Consider the following 17,179-nt stretch of genomic DNA (forward strand, 5'->3'; position numbering starts at 1 on the left):
CGACCAGCACGCGGGCGGTGCCGCGGCCGTCGGGGTCGCCGGGGCCGGGGACCTCGGTGGCGCCGGTGAGCCAGGCCGAGCGGTAGGCGCCGCCGCCGAGCAGGTTGCCCAGGTCCAGATCGATGCCGATGCCAATGCCGATCCCGAGGTTCGGCCCGTGGTCGCGGTCCTGGGGTGCGGCGGCGGCGCCGGGTGCGGCGGCCAGCAGTGCCAGGCAGGCGGCCACCGCCGGAAGGGTGAGGGTGCGGATGGACAGACGCATCGGAACGACCTCCAGAATTGTGGAAAAGCTCCTTGCGACTGAGCGTTCGCGGCTCGAGCCACCTCGGTTCATGACCCGATGGGATGACGGAGCGACAGCCCCGGGACCGCGGGCGCGGCGAGGAGCGCTCGTCCAGCCCGCGACCGCGGCGTCGAACGCCTCGCTGCCCCGCAACGCGACGTCCGCCACGCCGGTCCCCCGCCGCAGTCCCAGCGCCGAGCGCAGCAGCTCCACCCGGACCGGGGGCCGACTCGTCGACGCGGCCACGCACGAGTCCGGAAAGCCGCCCAGGGACTGCTGCCTTCGTACGCTGGGGGCCCGGACCAGGTCTGGGGAACGCTGGTCCGGGCCCAGGGAAAATGGCCTAACGGACGCGACCTAGGTGCGCCAGGTTGAGCCCAGCTCCACCCCCATCGAGATCCTGGGTGTGCCCAGCCCCTGGGAGATGCCCACGGCGGTGGTGCCGGGGCCCTCGCCGAACGGGGCCGAGATGCCGCCCTCCACGCCGATCGGGCCCACCGAGCCGAGGCTGGCGTCGGCGGCGGCCGACACCTGGAAGCCCTCGCCGATCTTGCCGGGGGTGGTCTTGCGGACATCGGCCTTGCTCGCCCCGATCCCCACCCCCGCCGAGAACTTCCATCCCGAGCTCTTGCCGGTGCCCTCCGAGTCGATCAGGTCACAGGTCTCGTAGTTGACGCTGAACAGGACCAAGGCGACGGTGTAGGACTCGCACACCGACGAGGTGTAGGTCATGTTCCGCCGGCGCTGCGCCTCTTCCTCGGCCCGTCGCTTGGCTTCCTCCGCCAGGCGTTCCCTGGCCTGTTCCTTGTCCGACTTCCACGGCGCGCACGGCGTGCCGAACTTCAGCAGCATCGTGCCGCACATCGGCATCGGGCCCGGTTCGCACGCCAGGGGCACCCGAACGCTCGGCCCGCAGCGGGGCGGCTTCGGCGGCGGGGGCCGCTTGCGCTGGTCCTGCCAGTAGCGCTGGTTGTGGTCGTGGCGCTCGTCGTAGCAGGGCTCTGACGGGTGGTCACCGGCCACCGGGCACATCCGGGCCATCGTGCCGGTGGCGTCGGTGAGCGTGGCCGGGTTGTTGTTGGCGTAGGCGAATCCGTTGAGGGTCTGCGGGTCCTTGGGCGCCACCAGCGGGTCCACCGACAGGAACCGGCCGGTGCCGGGGTCGTAGTCGCGGGCGCCGAGGCGGGTCAGGCCGGTGCTCTCGTCCGTGGTGCCGCCGACGAAGCCGCGGTTGCCGGGCAGGTCGGACCGCTGCCTCGGCGCGCCGAAGCCGTCCAGCCGCCTGCGGGTGTCCTGGTGGGTGGTGGCGTCCAGGGTGACCGTCGGGGTGCCCTGCAGGTCGGCGAACTGGTAGGAGAGCCTGCCGTTCTCCCGCACCGCGATGGTCTGCTCCTTGCCGTCGCTGTAGTAGCGGGTGCCGCGGAGGGTCTTGCTCGCGGCGTCGTAGCGCAGTTCGCCGTGCGGCAGGTGCAGGGTGCGGCCACCGGGGTCCCTGGTGAGCAGGCGGTCGCCGCCGGCGGTGTAGACGTGGCTGGTGGTGCGGTCGCCCTCCTTGACCTCGGTCAGCCGGTCCTCGTGGTCCCAGGTCAGCTCCTGCGCTCCGCCGTGCGTGCCGGGCCGGGCCAGGGTGCCGCCGGTCGGCGTGTAGGCGTACTCCTCGATCTTGCGCGCACCGGCCGGGCCGGTGGTGGTCACCGAACGCACCGCGTGCGGCTGCGCCGAGCCAGGGGCCGGGTAGTCGAAGGTGCGCACCACGTCGGTGCCCGGCGCGGCGCCGTGCCTGGTCTCGGTGCGCCGGTTGCCGCTGGGGTCGTAGGTGAAGGACACCCGGTACGGCGCGGGCCCGCCGAGCGCGCCGGAGGGCGCGGCACCGCAGTCACTTGCCGGTGTCCAGGCCTGGGTGGTGCGGCGCAGGTGGTCGTGCGCGAAGCACTGGGTGTCGGTGCCGTCGGCGTCGGTGGTGGTGATCTTCTTGGTGTTGCCGGCCAGGTCCCGGGCGTAGCGGGTCTCGGCGGCGGTGAGCGAGCCGATCTCCCGTTGCACCAGGGTGTGCGCCACCAGGCGGGTGCCCTCCTCCCGGAAGGCCCGCCGGGACACCACCGCGCCGTCCGGCCCCTGCTTGAGCGCCTGCGGTTCGCCATAGGGCGAGTACTCCGCCTCCCGCACGTAGTGGTCCGAACCGGAGGTCACGCTGCGCGGCAGCCCCATCGAGTCGTAGCGGTAGATCACGGTCTCCGCGGGCAGGTCGCCGATCCGCGGCAGCGTCAGCGAGGCGAGGCTGCCGTCGGCGTTGTTGAAGGTGCTGGCGGTCTGGTAGCTGCTCGGCAACCCGGTTTCCTGGCCGGGCAGGGAGATCTCGGTGCGCACCGGCCGGTAGCCCTCGTCGTAGGCCAGGACCGCGCTGCGGTAGGCCACCCCGTTCTCGTAGCGGGTTTCCGCGGCCTGCCTGCCCTTGACCACCTTGCCGTCCGCCCTGGGCACGGTGTCGTGCTCCCACTTGGCCAGCAGTTCACCGGTGGCCGAGCCGAGGCGGATCTCGGTGCGGCGGTTCAGCTCGTCGTAGGCGTGGAAGAGCGTGCGGCCGCGGGAGTCGGTCTTGGTGCGCAGCAGCCCGGCGGCGTCATAGGTCATCCGGCTGGTGCCCTTGTCCGGGTCGTGCGCCTCGATCCGGTTGCCCACCAGGTCGTGCACGGTGCGCAGCGGCTGGTTGCCCGCACTGTCGGCGACCAGCTCCAGTTCGCCGCGGCTTGAGTAGCCGTAGCGGGTGATGTCCTTCGCGCCGGTGGGTTCGGCGCCGTGGAACTGGTGCAGTTCGGTGACCCGGCCGACCGCGTCGGTGACGGTGGCGGTGGTGGTGCCACCGGCCGGCGGGATGGTCTCGGTCCGGTCACCCCGGTGCCGGGTCACCGTGCGGCGCTCGTCCACCGGGGTGCGCAGGATGGACAGGACCGGCCTGCGGGCGCCGTCGAACTCGGTGAACAGCCGCCGCTGCGGTGGTTCCTCATCCCGGGCGCGCACCAGGTCGACACCGGGTTTGCCGATGGCGTGGAAGGGTTTGCTCTCCCGCACCAGCAGACCCCTGGCGTCGTAGAAGTGTTCGGTCAGCAGCCGGTCCCCGGTCCATGCCTGGCTCTGCGTCTGCCGGGGGCGCAGCAGACCGTCGAAGAGCTGGTGCTCGACGACGTAGTCTCCGGTGCCGCGCAGGGTCTCGGTGGTCACCGCGCTGGTCCCGGCGCGGCCGCGCACGTGGTAGGTGTGGCGCAGGTGGGCCGTGCGCCCGCCCGGTTTCCACACCTCGGTGAGCCTGCCCAGCGGGTCGTGCCGCCGGCTGGTCCGCAGGTCGTTGGCGTCCACGACCGCCGCGGTGCTGCCCCACTCCACCCGCAGTTCGGTGGTGGTCTTGTGCCCCAACGGGTTCACCACGACGGTGGCCTTGGCCGGGCCGGTAGTGGGCTGGTACTCGGTGGTGGTGCGCCGTTCCAGGGCGTCGAAGCTTTCCACCACCCGGCCGTAGTCGTCGTGGACCTGCCTGGTCAGCTGCTCGTACTTCGGCTGGCCGCCGGGGAAGGAGGTGGCCCGGTCGGTGCGGGTCACATCGCCCTTGACCGGCGGCTGGCCCCACGGCTTGCCGTCGTAGTGGGTGCGCTGGTCGGCGACCACGTCCTCAGGTCGCCGCACCGGCGCGCCGCAGGCCACCGAGACGGTCTCCACCCGGCTGACCGTGCCCAGGATCCGGGCGCCGAGGTCGCGGGCGTAGCTGGTGCGCACGCACCGGTCGTCGGTGGCGCTGGCGAGGTCGGCCAGGTCCTCCACCTCGTGCGGCAGGTTCAGCTCGTCGTAGCGGGTCTTCTTCTCCGTGCGGCGCACGCCCTGGGAGACGGTGGTCTTGGTCAGCGCCCGGGACTCGCCGACGAAGTAGGCGGTGCGGTTGTGCGCCGCCGCGGTGCGCCGGACCTCCGCGTCGGTGACCCGGTCGGTGACCACCGGGCCGTCGATGCCGTTGCGCACGATCTCCCCGCGCTGGAAGCCCGCCATGCCCGGCGCGTCCTGCACCGTGCGGTTCTCGGCGTCGGGCAGGGTGACGTTCTTGGCGCCGCCGCCGGGGTTGAGCCGGTCGCCGTGCATGCCGCGGAAGTAGCGCAGTTCCTTCTCCGGCCGCAGGTTCGCCGGCACCTCGGCCGAGCCCTCGCGCACCAGCACGGTGTGGTAGCCGCGCCACTGCGCCCAGGTGCGCCGCTCCTGCGGGATCAGCTCGTTGTCCTGGTAGGCCCAGGCCGCGCCGCCGCGGTAGTCGTAGTGGGTCTCCTGCGCCGGTGCGCCGCCGACCCGGTCGATCAGGGACACGTGGTCCACCACGTACTTGTGGAACCAGTCGTCCTTGGCCACCCCGCCGTCGTGCGCCCAGTGCACCGGGAAGCAGCGCAGCTGGTTCTCCTCCGCTTTGGGCAGCGCACCCGCCGCGCACTCGGCCGGCTTGTAGTCCACGACGGTCTCGCCGCCGTTCTCGTTGCGGATGGCGGTGATCCGCTGCTTCTTCAGCTGTGGCCTGCCGTCACCGGCGGTGTCCACCCGGTTCTCCAGGAACGTGCCGGCGAACTCCACCGCGGGCAGGGTGACCGAGCCGCCGGCGAGTCCGGTGTGCACGATCGAGTCCAGCCACAGCGAACCACGGGTCGAGTCGCCTGGGCGCGGGTAGGAGTGGTTGAGCTGCCAGGAGTCCACCGGCAGATGTCTGCTGCCGTCCCACACCTGGGTGGAGACCTTGGCCAGCCGCTTGCCGGAGAAGAAGCTCGGCGCGTAGCTCTTGTCGCACTTGGCGGTGTCGCACTGCATGTCCCACGGCACGTCCGGATGGCTGGTGGCGTTGCGCTGCGCGCAGTCCGTGCCCGGCGCGCAGCGGTCCGCGCTCTCCAGCAGCACCTGGGCGGGCACCGGCCCGTGCACGCCCTCGCGCATGCCGTAGTCGACCCGCCGCAGCACCCCTCCCCTGGTGTAGGAACCCTTGGCCTTGCCCATGTTCAGGCCGTAGGCGTTGGTCTCCTCCTCATAGCTGTAGGTGGTGGTGTTGCCGTGCCGGTCCACCACCCGGTCCAGGTTCCACCGCCAGGCCCGCTCGCAGTGCGAGGTGGCGAAGACGCCGGTGTGACAGGGTTCGCCCACTTGGTTGCCGAAGACCGGCACGGTCCAGGCGGACTGGGCCTCCTGGGACGCGCCGAACAGGTAGCGGGTGCCGTCTGAGGTGGTCAGCTCCCAGTACTCGCCGAACTTGTCGCCACCGGGGTAGACCGCGCCCTGCTTCAGCTCGAAGCGGGAACCGTCGTCGGCCGCCGACCGGTAGAAGCCGTCTTTCGCACTCCACACCAGCTCGCCGGAGCGCCCGCCGTTGACGAAGCTCAGGTGGTGCCCACCGGCCCAGCACTGGTCGCCGGTCTTCTCCGCGGCCACCGTGCTGTCCTGGGCGCAGGACTTGAAGGAGCGGGTGATGTGGCCGGGCCACAGGTCCCAGCCCTCCCCCGCCCAGCCGGGCTGGTTGTTCACCCCGGCCACCCGGCCGTCCACCGAGCCGGAGGAGTAGGACAGCCCGAGCTGCGGCGCCTGGCCGCCGGGCGCAGGCGGCACCCGGAAGGGGTGGCTCCAGCTGAAGTTGCCGCTGTGCGCGGCGACCTGCCAGTCCCCGGAGGGCGCCATCGGCGTGGCCTTGTAGTCGCCGGTGGCCCCCTCCGGCGCGGCCTCCAGCGCGAACACGCTCGCGGCCGCCGACGGCGCGATCCGGGCGGTCGCGGTGCCGGTCCTGGTGTCGTTGTGCGTGGGCACCGGGGTGCGGCCGCGGCATTCGGCGCGTTCGGGGGTGGTGGCCGCGCAGGCGGGCAGTTCGACCAGCCGCAGGCGCTGGGCCCAGTCACCGCCGAAGGCGTCCTGGAAGCCGGAGTAGTCCACCCGCAGCTCGCTGGGGCCGCTGCCGGTCACCGACAGCACCAGGCCGGTCACCCCCAGCGCCGCGCCGCGGCCGCGGTCGGCCACGGTGACCCCCGCCGCCGCGCCGGACACCCGGACCTGACCGGATTCCGTTGCGGGCCAGGAGATCCGCGCGGGTTCCGGCCGGCGAACCAGCCGCCGCACGGCGTTGTCGGGCAGCACCGGTACCACCGGAACGTGGACTTCGGGAGTTCCCGGGGTGAAGCGCACCGGGGCGGGTCTGGCCGACGCGGGCAGGGCCTGCGCCACGGTGGCCAGCACCGCGGTCGCGGCCACGGCCGCCAAACCGCCGAGGATTCTGTTGCTGTGCATGGGTTCCTTCCCCAGTGCGAGTGCTACTCAGAGCCGGGTGAGCACGTAGCCGAGTGCGGCGTCCAGTTGCTGCCCCTCACAGCCCGGATCGATGGTGTCGAAGCGTTCCCCGTTGGCCTGCTTGCACCGCAGCAGCCGCGCCGAGGCCAGGCCCGCCGGTGGGCTGGTGTAGACCCAGCCGAGCGTGCGCAGCTTCGTCTTGCCACCGCAGTCGGTCTCCACCGAGGTGAAGGCGTCCGTGCCGTCCACACAGGACTCCAGTGCGCGGGTGCCGGGCCTGGCGGTGAGCGGCAGGATGCCCAGCCGCCACTCCGCGCGGTAACCGGTGGGCACCCCGCCGAGCCCGCTGAGGTGGTCGCCGGGATGGTCCGGCTGGAGATAGCGCACCAGCGGCGCGTAGGCCCGCATGTGGCCGAGGCGGAACTCCACCGACTTCCCCTCGCAGTCGGCGTGCACCGACTCGAAGTGCTCACCGGTGTCGGTGCGGCAGCGCATCAGCGGCACCGTCGGCTCGCCCGGCGGCGGTGTGCGGTAGATCGCCCCGAGGGCGGCGAGCCTGCGGAAGCCCTCGCAGCCGGCCTCCGTCGAGGTGAACTGGTCCTGGCCGGTCAGGCAGGAGTACAGGGTCACCGTGTCCGGCGCGCCCTCGGGGGCGAACCAGCCCAGCTCGTGCTCCAGGTGGTAGCCGGGCGGGGCCTGACCGCCCGCGCCCGCGCCGCCGGTGGTGAGGTGGTCCCGGTTGTGCCCGTAGTAGCGGTTGAGGCCGTCGCGCACCAGTGGGCGGATGCTCAGCGGTTCCGTGAGCTCCTCCACGATCTGGTCCCTGGTGCGCAGCCCTTCGGCGACGCGCACCTCGTCGATCTCGCCGCGCCAGTGCCGCACCGCCGCGCCACCGGCCTTGCCCCGTCCGATGACGAGTCCGCCACCGGCGTTCCAGGAGGCCCGGAACCGCTGTGGCGGCATCGCCTCGCCGTTGACGAAGACCGCGATCTCCTCCGCGGCGGCGTCATAGCGTCCGGCCAGGTGCGTCCACACCCCGGGCACGGGTGGCGTCGTGGAGACCGACTGTTCGAGCACCGCGGCGTCGGCGTCCGCACCGTGCATCCCGAACACCCAGCGTCGCAGCGCCCCGTCGTAGCCGAGGCTGAACCCGCCCGCCCGCGCCCCGTCCTGGCTGACCGCGGTCATCGACTCCGCGCCGTAGGCCTCCGCCTTGACCCAGGCGCTGACGGTGAAGCTGGTGTCGGCGCGCACAGCTGAGTCCACTGTGGACAGATACCCTCGGCTGCCGTCCAGGCGCAGCCCGGAACCGACCCGGCCCGGCGCCCAGCTCGTTCCCGGCTGCGCGGTGGCGTGCCGGTGGTTGCCGGAGGTGTCCCCGGCCTGGGTTCCGGTGTTCTCCTCGGCGGAGTACAGGCCGGCCTCCTGCGGCCACTTGGTGGCCAGGGTGTGCACGTCCGAGCCTTCCTGCACCCGGTCGCCGGGGTTCGCCCTGCCGTCGTCGAGCACCCGGTCGTAGACCCGCACGTCGTCCACCGCGCCGGTGACGAAGTCCACCGGGGCGCCGTTGTACTTCCCGCGCCCGATCCGCACCTCGCCGCTCTTGTGCCAGCGGGCTGTGTGCGCGGCCTCGCCGGCGAAGCGGCCGTCGACGTAGATCCGCAGCGACTTCTCCGCCGCCATGTCGTACACGCCGACCAGGTGCGTCCACACCCCTTGGCGCACCGGCACATCCGCCGTCACCCGTTCGTCGCCGAAGTTGGGCCGGTCCTGCTCGGGCATGGTGAACGCCCAGCGGCGCAGGTCGCTGCGGTACTGGAGGTAGAAGCTGCTGCCGTGTTCGGCGTCCTGGCTGACGAAGGTCTGCCACGGTCCGTCCAGCCGGTCCAGCCGCACCCAGGCCGAGATGGAGAAGCTGCCCCCGGTGTGCACGGTGGAGTTCGGGCCCAGGCCGACCTGTCCACTGTGGCCGTCGAACAGCAGCGCGTCCCCGACCCGGCCGCCGGTCCAGCTCACCGGTCCCTGGGTGAAGGTGCCGGTGGACCCGCGGCCCAGCGCGTCCGGCACGGTGGTGCCGGGCAGTTTCCCGTCCAGCCGCCAGTGCTGCACCGGCGGGAACCGGGTGCTGCGCACGTAGATGGTGTAGTTGCGCCGCGGGGAGGCGTTGCCCGCCTTGTCGATCGCGATCACCTCCACCGTGGTGTTGCCGAAGGTGGGCGGGGTGAGCGATACGACGGCCTTGCCGTCCACCGCCTCCGCCGTGCGCAGCGGGGAGTTGGACAGGCGGTAGCGGAACCGGGCGATGTCCGCCTCGCCCGGCGCGGACAGGGTGAACCACCCGGTCCGGCCGATGCCGCCCGCCGCCTGGTCCGGTGGGTAGTCGGTGGAGGTCACCGTGGGCGCGGTGCGTGGCGGGGTGAGGTCGAAGGTGACATCGCACCAGTCGGACCACTCGCTGTGCAGCTGCCCGTCGAAGGCGCGCACCCGCCAGCCGATCCGGCTGCCGTCGGTGAAGGTCCCCGGTGGGATGGTGGCGCTGAACGGGGTGCCGGTGTGCTGGGTGGCGGTGCGGTAGGAGCCCAGCGGGCGCTCACCGCGGATCCACCACTCGAACTCGGTGGAGACCATGCCGCCGTCCGGGTCGTGCGCGGTGGCGTTGAGCTGCGGGGTGGTGGTGGGCAGGTGCGGTTCGCGCGGCTGCACCGCGCACCCGGCACCGTCAGCGTTGAGCCCGGCGGGCCGCTCCGGCGGGGTGTTGTAGTTGATGACCAGCTTGGGGTTGGGGTGGAACTTCCGCCACGCCAGCCGGTCGCCCTCATTGCCCGCGCGCAGCATCAGGGTCACCAGGCCGTTGCCGTTGACCGCGTCCACCGCGGCGGCGTGCACGTCGAAGCCGAGCCAGTCCCCCGGGCAGGAGGCGTCATAGCCCCTGGCCGCGTCCTTCGCCTCGAGCAAACGCACCGTGCCGGGCTGGTTGTTCCAGTTCGTCCAGGGCTCGTACGGCGCACTGGCCTGCCACAGCTCGACCCGCTTCGGCGCACAGGAGGGCGCGTAGCTCTGGAAGGCGTCCAGACTGGCCTTGCCGATGGCCACCGGCGGCTTCCGCTGAAGTGCCTGCACGCTGTACTGGAAGAAGGAGCGGACCAGCACCGACGGCCGCTCCCAGTTGCTGAACCCGACCTTGGCCACACCGTCGCCGTCACCGAGGAAGCAGGCGTTGCCCCGGTACTGCTCCGGTGTGCCGTAGACCAGGCCCCAGCTGCCGGGCTCGCCGTCCCAGCCGGGATCGATGCGCACCGGGAACCGGGTGGCCGGGTCGGTGAGCACCGCCTGGTCGGGCACCACCGTCAGCGACTGCCGCTCCAGCGAGACCGGCATGGGCTTGCGGCACTGCTCCCCGGCGCGACTCGCGCCTGGACCGGTCGCCGGGCTCTCCCACATCTGGGCGGGCGGCGCCCGGAAGACCGTCGCGCCTGTCGGGTCGGTGGCGGTGAGCCCGCCCTCCTTGTGCACGCCCAGGGTCAGGCCGTCGGTGCGGGTGCCGAAGGTGATCCTGGCCAGCCGCGGGTTGCGGGCCGCCTCCGGGGTGTGCACCACGAGCAGGTGGGTGAACCCGCTGTCCCGCGCGGTCACCTGGAGGTCGACACCCGGCAGCACCCCGGGGTAGGTCGCGGTGGGCCCGGAGAGCACCGGCGCGGGCAGCGGATCCGGCCAGCCCAGCTCGAAGGAGGCGCCCGGTTTCCCGAACCGCACGAACGGTCCCGCGCCGCCGCCGGAGAAGCTCATCGGCACGGTGGCCGCCACCGGCGCCACCACGCCGTCCGCGCCGTGCCGCAGGGTGAGGTCGAGTGCCTGCCAGCCCGCGGCGGTACGCGCGCGGACCGGCCGCAGGTGTTGTTCCACGGTGCGTGACCCGTCCGGTTCGAGGAACACCTGCGCGGCCTCGGTCCGCTCCGATTCGATCTCCACCCGCTGCCGCGGCGCCGGCACGGCAGCGTCGGCCGGGGCGCCATCCGGCACCAGCAACAGCGAACCGGCCACGGCGACGGCCAGGCCGAGCCGGCCCAGCCGGGAACGCACGGAATCGGCCACGGCCGTCATCTGCAAACCCCCACGAGAAAACTCCCGATGCGCTCAAGCAAGCGCGTTCTCACCGTAGGCAGCGGATCCGCGATCCGAAACGAGACGGATGTACTCAAAAATCCAGTACAAATGTGGTCCGGGGAAATGCGGAGGTTGTTGCTACCCGGGGGCCGGACCGATGGCTGGGGACGGCGGCGAACGCCGTGGCCGACCTGCGCGCCACCTACACCTGGACGAGCTGGACGGTCGGCTGGCTCGGCCGGATGCTCGCGCAGGTCACCTTCTTCGCCTCCGTGGGCCTGCTGCTCGGCTCGCCGGAACAGACCCGCTTCCTGGTGATCGGCAACTGCTGATAGCCGGTGAGCGGTTCGGCGACCCAGCCCGCTCAACGTCCCGGCCGGTAAAGGTCCCTGGCCTATCTGATCTGCCGGCCCGCGACCTGGATGAACGTGGCGAGCAGCTCCTCGCCACGTTCCTCGAGCACCGTCAACGTAGCGCGGTCGACTGCGTCGGCCAGCTCGTCGATCGGCTTGAACACCGCGTCCGCGAGCTGCAACAGCTCTGTGTCCTCGGTGAGCAACTGAACGCAGAAGCGGGCATGGCGGGCGGCGGCACCACGCTTGTCCGCTTCCGTGTAGGCGGCCCGCAGTTCCGGATCAGCCGGCTCCGCACGCTTGAGGAACCACAGTGAAATCAAGGCTTGCCGAAGTTCGGTCACCGCACCGGCAAAGGTCGTATAGGCAGCGATCCGGTCCTGACGAAGTCGTTCGTCCCGCGCGACCCGCTCGGTTCGTCGTGCGGTGAGCCGCCCGAAAAGGTAGGTGAGACTTGACCCCGCCAGAGTTCCGCTCACTGCGATCAAGCTGATGAGCAGGCTGTTCACAGGTGGAAGTCTGGCAGCCCTGGGCGCGAGCGGATGCGCGGCCCTTCCCCCCGGCTTCCCGTGAGCGTTCGTTGTTCGCCGTGGTGCTCAGTTCCCGTGCCTGCCGGGTGCGGCGCTGCCGGTGTACTCGTGCAGGCCGGAGACCAGTTCCGCCACCTCCGGCACGTTCTCGAACCTGAGCCGGTGGACCTCGGCGATCTTCGCGCCGATCTCCGGGTCCGGGTCGTCGGTGATGTCGTAGGACATGAACTTCTCGACCAGCGGCAGCCCGGCTCGGTCCATGGCAAGGTGCGCCGGGTGGTTCATGTACTCGTGGTAACCCGCGAGGTCCTCGATCACGGTGACGGCGCCGTACTCGAACTCCCCGCCGAAGTCGGGGCCGACGACGCGCGCCTTGATGGACGGGATGGCGTCGATGTGCTCCTTCATTTTCGCGAGACCGGCCTCCCTGTCCGCCGCCGAGACATCGGGCTTGAGGGTGAACCGAACGCAGTGGTAGATCATCGAACCTCCGGTGGCGTGAACTTGGCGGCGTAGTCGCGGACGAACTCGGTGAGGTCACGCGCCGGATGTCCGGTGAGGTCGGCGACGGAGGTGTGCACCTCGGCGGCTTCGCCTCGGGCGTAGTGGGCGTAGTCCTCGACGAGGCCGTCGAGCTGCCATGGCGGGAGCAGGCCGGTCAGCGCGGCGGTGAACTCCTCGGCCGATGCGTCGCGGAAGGTGACCTCCCGCCCGGTCACGGCGGTGAGCGCCTTGGCGATCTCGTGGTGGGTCACGGCGCGGGGGCCGGTCAGCGTGTAGGTGCGGCCGGTGTGTCCCGTGCCGGTCAGCACGGCAGCGGCGGCGTCCGCGATGTCCCTGGTGTCGATCGCGCTGACGGCGGCATCGCCGATGGGCGCGGCGAACCAGCCCTGCGCGATGGGGCCGGCGAAGGCGAGCAGCGCCTGCAGGTAGAGGTTGGGGCGCAGCACGGTGTGGTCGAGCCCGAGCGTCCGCACGTGCGCCTCGACTTCGGCGTGCCAGCGCAGGAACCGCACCGGCGAGTCGGCCCGTGCCGCGTACTGGGAGAGCAGCACGAGCCGCTGCACGCCTGCGTCGCGGGCGAGGTCGGCGAACTGCGTCTGGAGCGCGGCGGCGTCCGCCGCGGAGGGGCTGTTGAGGAAGGCCGCGTCGACGCCTTTCAGCGCGGCGGCAACCGATTCCGGCTCCCGCAGGTCGGCCACGACGGTCTCGGCGCCGGGGACGACGCGGCCGGGGTCGCGGGTCATCGCGCGGACGGCGACGCCGCGGGCACGCAGGGCGGGGACCAGCGCGGAGCCGACGGTTCCGGTCGCGGCGGTCACCAGCACGGTGGGGGTGTTCATCGTTGTGTCCCTTCGGTAAAGGGGGTCAGCGCGGGCCCGCGGCGGCCGGGGCCTGCTGTTTCCAGGTAGCGGAGAGGAACGACAGGGCGAGGGCGATGGCGACGAGCGTGGCCTCGCCGAAGAACGCGGTGGTGAACGAGATGTCCCCGTGCTTTCCCGCGGCGCCGATGGCGATCCCGGCCAGCGCGGCGAGCCCGACCGCGCCGCCGAGCTGCTGCGCGGCATTGACCAGCCCGCTGAGCAAGCCCGATTCACCGTCCCCGCTGTCGCGTACCCCCATCGCCGTGGCGTTGACCAGGCCGAGCCCCAGTCCGGTGCCGATCAGCACAAACGCGCCCAGCAGGCTCACCGAGAATCCGCTGGTCGTCGGATCCATCGCCAGCCACAGGAAGCCGGTGAGCAGCACGGCCAGGCCGACCGGCAGCGCGTGGGCCAGCCCGATGCGCTTGGCCAGCAGTGGCGCGAGCACGCTGCCGACGATGATCATGAAGGCGATGGGGATCTGCGTCATCCCCGCCGACAGCGGACTCATCCCGAGCACGTCCTGCTGGTACTGGGGCAGGAAGAAGAACAGGCTGGTCAGCGTGCCGCCGGTGAGCAACATGACCACGTTCGCGGTGATCACCGGCCGACGGCGGAAGACGCCGAGCGGGACCAGCGGGTGCGTGGCGCGCCGCTCCACGAGCACGAACGCCACCAGGGACGCCACACCGACCGCGAGGCCGGCGACGGTGCTGGGTGCGCCGAACCCGGCGTCCGAGGCCGAGACCATGCCCAGCGCGAGACCGGAGATCCCGATGGTGATGGTGGTGGCGCCGAGCGCGTCAAACCGGCCGGGCCTGCCGGGAACCGCGGGCACCGAGCGCCACACGATGACCGCTCCGAGGACACCGAACGGCACCGGGGCAAGGAACACCGACTGCCAGCCCAGCAACTGGGTCAGCGTGCCACCGAGAAGGACGCCGAGCAGGCTGCCGGCACCGGCGACCGCGCCCCAGACGCCCATCGCACGAGTGCGTTCCGTGGGAGAGGAGTAGAGGGCGAGCACGAGGGAGAGCGCGGCAGGCATCACGGCCGCGGCCCCGACACCCTGACCGATCCGGCCTGCGACCAACATCCCGCCACTGGTGGCCAGCGCGCAGAACGCCGTCGCCGCGAGGTAGACGGCCATTCCGGTCAGGAACACCTTCCGGCCCCCGAGCACGTCGGCGAGGCGGCCCCCGAGCAGCAGCAGACCGGCGAAGGTCACCAGGTAGCTGTCCACGACGATGGTGAGTTCGGCGGCGGTGAGCCCGAGGCCCGCGCGGATCGTTCGCCCGGCGAGGTTCACCATGGCGGCGTCGAGGATCACCAGGAACATGGCGCTGGCCAGGCCGGTCATCGCCAGCCCGCGCGGTATCCGCAGGCCGGCGGGCCCAGTCGTGAGTGCGGTTTTGTCGATCATCGTTTCGTCCTTCGCGGGGGCTTCTGGCCGGTGTTCCGGATGCCATGACGGTCCCGTGAACCGGGCCCGCTCGCGTCGGTGACAATCGCCTACTTGTGCCGATGTCCTGGTGCGGCGGCGTCCCACCTAGGGTTCTCACCATGCCCACGGCGTCCCGCTCGCTCGTCGGACGGCACGACGAGATCGCCGCCCTGCTCGCCCTCCTCCGCGCGGCGGAACAGGGCGAGGGCGGCGTGCTCGTGCTCCGCGGCGAACCGGGCATCGGCAAGAGCGCCCTGCTGGAGCACCTCGGGCGCGCGCGGCCGGAGCGGTTCCAGGTCATCCGCGCGTCCGGGTCGGAGTTCGAGGGTGAGCTGCCCTTCGCCGCGCTGCACCAGCTGTGCCTTCCGGTGCTGGCGCGGCTCGACACCCTGTCGGCCCGCTACCGGGACGCCCTCCTGGTCGCGTTCGGGCTGGCCGACGGCGCGCCGGATCCGTTCCGCGTCGGCCTCGCCGCGCTCGAACTGCTCGCGGCCGCCGCGGCGAAACGTCCGGTGCTGTGCCTCATCGACGACGCCCATTGGCTGGACGCCGCCTCGGTGAAGGCGTTGACGTTCCTGGCCAGGCGGGTCGCGGCGGAGCCGATCGCGATGGTGTTCGCGGCCCGCGACCAGGACGCCCTTCGCGGGCTGGACGAACTGCCGGGGCTGACCGTCGGCGGCCTGACTCACGCGCACGCGCGCGCGTTGCTCGCCGCGGAGAAGACCGTGACGCTCGATGAGCGGGTGCGTGACCGCCTGCTCGCCGAGGCACGCGGAAACCCGCTCGCCCTGATCGAGTTGCCGAAGGCGGGCGGGTTCGCACTGCCGGCACCGTCGCCGGTCGCGAGCCGGATCGAGCGGAGCTTCCGGGCCAGGATGGCGGAACTGCCACCGGAGGCACGGCTGCTGCTGGTTCTCGCCAGCGCCGATCCCACCGGCGACCCAGGCCTGCTGTGGCCGGCCGCGCGGCGACTGGGCATCGACGTGCCCGCCGCGAGCGCCGCCGCCGAGGCGTCCGGGCTGGTGCGGTTCGACACGCGGGCGCGCTTCTGCCACCCGCTGGCCCGCTCCGCCGCCTACCGTGCGGCCGAGCCGGAGCGGCGCCACGCGGCACATCGGGCGCTGGCCGAGGCCACCGACCCGGTCACCGCGCCGGACCGGCACGCCTGGCACCGGGCGCAGGCCACCACCGGGCCGGACGAACAGGTCGCGGCGGAACTGGAGTCCTCGGCCTCGCGTGCGCAGGCGCGTGGGGGCGTCGCGGCCGCCGCCGCGTTCCTCGAACGCGCGGCCGCGTTGTCGCTGGACCCCGGCAAGCAGACCGAGCGCACGCTCGCGGCCGCTCGGGCGACGCTCGCGGCGGGCCACGCGGCCGCGGCGGCGGACCTGCTGGCCAGTATCGACACCGAGACGCTGGATGATCTCCGACACGCCTCGGTCGACCTGCTGCGCGGGCAGATCGCGTTCGTCCAGGGCGCGGACGGGGTCGTCACGGGACCGGAACTCATCCTGCGGGCGGCGCAGCGGCTCGCCGCCGGTGATCCGGCACGGTCGCGGGAATGCTTCGTGGCGGCGCTGGAGATGGGGCTCGTCGTCGGCCGGGCCGCGGGGGTGATGGACCGGGTGCTCGACGCGGCCCGCTCGGCGCCGCCGGCATCGGGGCCGCCGGATCTGCTCGACGCGCTGGTGCTGTTGAGCACCGAAGGACACCATGCCGGGGTGCCCGCGCTTCGGCGGGTGCTCACCGGCGACGATGCCGACTGGACCCGGGTGCCCGCGCTGGCCTCGGTGCTCGCGGGCGAGTTGTGGGACATCGACCTGCACACGGCGGTCACCGACTGGCTGGTGCGGACCGGGCAGGACACGGGATCACCGATGACCATCCGGCTCGGCCTCTCGCAGGCGGCGTTGTCCGCGGTGCTCACCGGCGACTTCGGCCGGGCGATCGCCGCGATCGCCGAGGAGGAGGCCATCGCCGACGCCGTGGGCGACCTGCCGCAGCTCTACCCGAGAGTGCACCTGGCGGCGATGCGTGGCCACCGCCAGGAGGTGCTCGACCTCTTCGCCGAGGTGATGAGCCGGGGCACCGGTCAGCTGACCGCGAACGCCCACTGGGCGAAAGCCGTGCTGCACAACGGCCTGGGTGAGTACCCGGCCGCGTTGGAGGCGGCCACGCGTGCGGTGGCGGGCGGCGACCTCTTCCTCACCGGCTTCGCGCTGCCCGAGCTGGTGGAGGCCGCGGTCCGGTGCGGCGAGCACGCCGTCGCGCGGTCGGCGCTGGAGTCCCTGGCCGAGCGCACCGAACCCGCGGGAACCGGTTTCGCCCTCGGTGTGGCGGCGGGCACGCGGGCGCTGGTCAGCGACCTGGAAGACGATCACCGGGAAGCACTCGAGCACCTGGAGGGCAGCCCACTGGTGCTGCACCTGGCGCGCACGCACCTGCGGTACGGGGAGTGGCTTCGACGTGCGGGCCGGCGTCGCGACGCACGCGAACACCTGCGTACCGCGCATGAACTGCTGTCGGAGATCGGACTGGAGGCCTTCGCCCGGCGGGCCGCGGACGAGCTGCGCGCGACCGGGGAAGTGGCCCGCAGCCGCTCCGAGCCCGCCTACGACCGGCTGACCAGGCAGGAGACGCACATCGCGCGCGAGGTCGCGGCGGGCGCGACGTCGAAAGAGGTGGCCACGCGCCTGTTCCTCAGCCCCCGCACGGTGGATGCCCACCTGCGCAACATCTTCCGCAAGCTCGGTGTCACCTCGCGCAGGCAGCTCAGGGACATGCCCGGCCTCAGGTGAGGCAAGGCCTGGCACATG

9 protein-coding genes are annotated in these 17,179 nt (G+C 72.4%); 2 read left to right on the forward strand and 7 right to left on the reverse strand.

Going from position 1 to position 17,179, the window contains the following annotated elements:
- The 3 genes from ACWDY5_RS36925 to ACWDY5_RS36935 form a co-directional block, all read right to left on the reverse strand.
- Positions 1–262: hypothetical protein (locus ACWDY5_RS36925; RefSeq protein WP_449726771.1), on the reverse strand; the 262-nt coding region annotated here is incomplete at its 3' end.
- Between the two features lie 378 nt (positions 263–640).
- Positions 641–6,571, reverse strand: coding sequence for an RHS repeat-associated core domain-containing protein (locus ACWDY5_RS36930; RefSeq protein ID WP_449726772.1), 5,931 nt, complete (start codon positions 6,569–6,571; stop codon positions 641–643).
- A gap of 27 nt (positions 6,572–6,598) precedes the next feature.
- Positions 6,599–10,672 (reverse strand): LamG-like jellyroll fold domain-containing protein, encoded by a 4,074-nt coding sequence (locus ACWDY5_RS36935; RefSeq protein WP_449726773.1) that lies wholly within the window; start codon positions 10,670–10,672, stop codon positions 6,599–6,601.
- A gap of 185 nt (positions 10,673–10,857) precedes the next feature.
- Between ACWDY5_RS36935 and ACWDY5_RS36940 the strand changes: the two genes are divergently transcribed.
- Positions 10,858–11,007 (forward strand): hypothetical protein, encoded by a 150-nt coding sequence (locus ACWDY5_RS36940; protein WP_449726774.1) that lies wholly within the window; start codon positions 10,858–10,860, stop codon positions 11,005–11,007.
- Positions 11,008–11,069: 62 nt separating this feature from the next.
- On the opposite strand, the gene ACWDY5_RS36945 is transcribed toward ACWDY5_RS36940, so the two are convergent.
- From ACWDY5_RS36945 to ACWDY5_RS36960, 4 genes are all read right to left on the reverse strand, one after another.
- Positions 11,070–11,537, reverse strand: a complete 468-nt coding sequence (locus ACWDY5_RS36945) for a hypothetical protein (RefSeq protein WP_449726775.1) — start codon at positions 11,535–11,537, stop codon at positions 11,070–11,072.
- Positions 11,538–11,624: 87 nt separating this feature from the next.
- Positions 11,625–12,041: a Dabb family protein gene (locus ACWDY5_RS36950; protein ID WP_449726776.1), complete on the reverse strand. Its 417-nt coding sequence runs from the start codon at positions 12,039–12,041 to the stop codon at positions 11,625–11,627.
- The gene (locus ACWDY5_RS36955) at positions 12,038–12,901 is read right to left on the reverse strand and encodes an SDR family oxidoreductase (protein ID WP_449726777.1); all 864 of its coding nucleotides are present in this window, start codon (positions 12,899–12,901) and stop codon (positions 12,038–12,040) included. Before ACWDY5_RS36955 ends, ACWDY5_RS36950 begins: the two co-directional genes overlap by 4 nt.
- A 25-nt stretch (positions 12,902–12,926) precedes the next feature.
- Positions 12,927–14,345: an MFS transporter gene (locus tag ACWDY5_RS36960; RefSeq protein ID WP_449726778.1), complete on the reverse strand. Its 1,419-nt coding sequence runs from the start codon at positions 14,343–14,345 to the stop codon at positions 12,927–12,929.
- A 140-nt stretch (positions 14,346–14,485) separates the two neighbouring features.
- On the opposite strand from ACWDY5_RS36960, the gene ACWDY5_RS36965 reads away from it, so the two are divergent.
- A complete protein-coding gene (locus ACWDY5_RS36965; RefSeq protein ID WP_449726779.1) occupies positions 14,486–17,161 on the forward strand; it encodes an AAA family ATPase in 2,676 nt (891 codons plus the stop codon).
- Positions 17,162–17,179: the final 18 nt, after the last annotated feature.

Source organism: Crossiella sp. NPDC003009 (assembly GCF_053591555.1).